The following is a 1,560-nucleotide window of genomic DNA, read 5'->3' as shown; positions in this document are numbered from 1 at the left end:
CGGCCACCCCTGCCCAGCCGCGCATCGTTTCGGTCGGCCCCGGCGGCTTCCTGCGTCAGGGACCGGGCGATCAGCAGGCCCCCATTCCGCCTGCGCCGCCGCGCCGTCTGGTGCCCGCGCGGCCCAGCCCGGAGATTGCCGACAAGACGAGCCTGCTCGATCTCAACGACCGCATCTGCCGCTGGCCCATGGGCCATCCCGGCGAGCCTGATTTCCACTTCTGCGGCGAGAAGGTGAACCCCGGCTTTCCCTATTGCGTCGAACATTGCGGACGGGCCTATCAGGCGCAGCTTCCGCGCGGCCATCGCCGCCCGCCGCCGCCAATGCCGTTCGGCGGGCCGCGCGTGCGCTGATCCGGATCAACACCTAGCCTTCGATTCATCCGGCCCGGCGTGGTTAATGCCACACCGGGCCAGCCGTTCTGTGCGGCATGACTGACGATCATTCCCCGCGCGCTTCGCGCTCGCGTCTTCTCAGGTGGCTTGGCATTGCCGGCGACGTGGATGAGCATGGCGAGGATCCGCCCGGCGACCTGAGCGGGTTTCGCGATCCCAGCGCGCGCGAAATCTGGCTTCCGGCCAAGCGCCGTCTGCTGGGCAAGGTAGCCGATTTCCTGATCGACCATGACCTTGAGGTCATGCCCTGGACGCTGGAGATCGCCTATGACTGCGTGACCGGCGCCAAGCCCCGGCTTGCCCAGATGATCCTTGAGCGCAGCGAGGCCGATCTTCCGGTGACGCTGCAATGGCTCGAACAGGTCATGCGCGAGGAGAAGGGCGATGGTCTGGCCGACCGGCTGGTGGCGTTGATGACGCGGCTGGAAGAGAGCCTTGAGGACTTTGCCACGACCGCGACCAGCGCCCGCGAGGCGACCAGCGAATATGGCGCGGCCCTGCAGCAGCATGTCGATGATCTGGAGCAGGTCAGCCGCGCGGGCGTGGTCATCACCGAACTGGCCGCGCTGGCCAAGGCGATGATGCACCGCACGCGCGAGATCGAGCACAATCTCAAGGAATCGGAAAAGCGCACCCTCGCGCTCCAGCAGAGCCTCGACGAGGCGCGGCGCGTGGCGGACGAGGACCACCTCACCGGCCTGCCCAACCGCCGCGCCTTCGAAGCCCTGCTTGCAAGGGAATATGCCGAGGCCCGCGCAGCAGGCGATCCGCTGTGCGTGGCCTTCGTCGACATCGACCATTTCAAGCGCATCAACGATACCCATGGCCATTCGGCCGGGGACCGCGTGCTCAAGGTCGTGGCCGAAACGCTCAACCGCATCTCCGATGCCCGCTGCCATGTCGCGCGCCATGGCGGCGAGGAGTTCGCCGTCCTGTTCCGCGGACTGTCCTTGCGCAAGGCATGGGAACGGCTCGATCAGGCCCGCCAGGAGATTGCCGAGCGGCGGCTCGTCAACCGCGCCACAGACATGCCCTTCGGACGCGTGACCTTCTCAGGCGGCATCGCCGATCTGAACGCCTATCCCGGAAGAAGCGAAGCCCTCAAAGCCGCCGACGAGGCCCTCTACGCCGCCAAACAGGCCGGCCGAAACCAAATCCTCCTCGC

2 protein-coding genes are annotated in these 1,560 nt (G+C 67.2%); both read left to right on the top strand.

Going from position 1 to position 1,560, the window contains the following annotated elements; translation table 11 throughout:
• The coding region (locus DKM43_RS14755) for a GcrA family cell cycle regulator (protein WP_236632619.1) at positions 1–353 on the top strand (353 nt) is incomplete at its 5' end.
• 77 nt (positions 354–430) lie between these two features.
• Positions 431–1,560 (top strand): GGDEF domain-containing protein (locus tag DKM43_RS14750; RefSeq protein ID WP_109799275.1); only part of this gene is annotated, 1,130 nt, incomplete at its 3' end.

The organism is Novosphingobium meiothermophilum, assembly GCF_003171715.1.
Classification (GTDB): Bacteria; Pseudomonadota; Alphaproteobacteria; order Sphingomonadales; family Sphingomonadaceae; genus Novosphingobium; species Novosphingobium meiothermophilum.
Note: the sequence above shows the minus strand (reverse complement) of the source record. Positions and strands in the feature narration are given on the sequence as shown.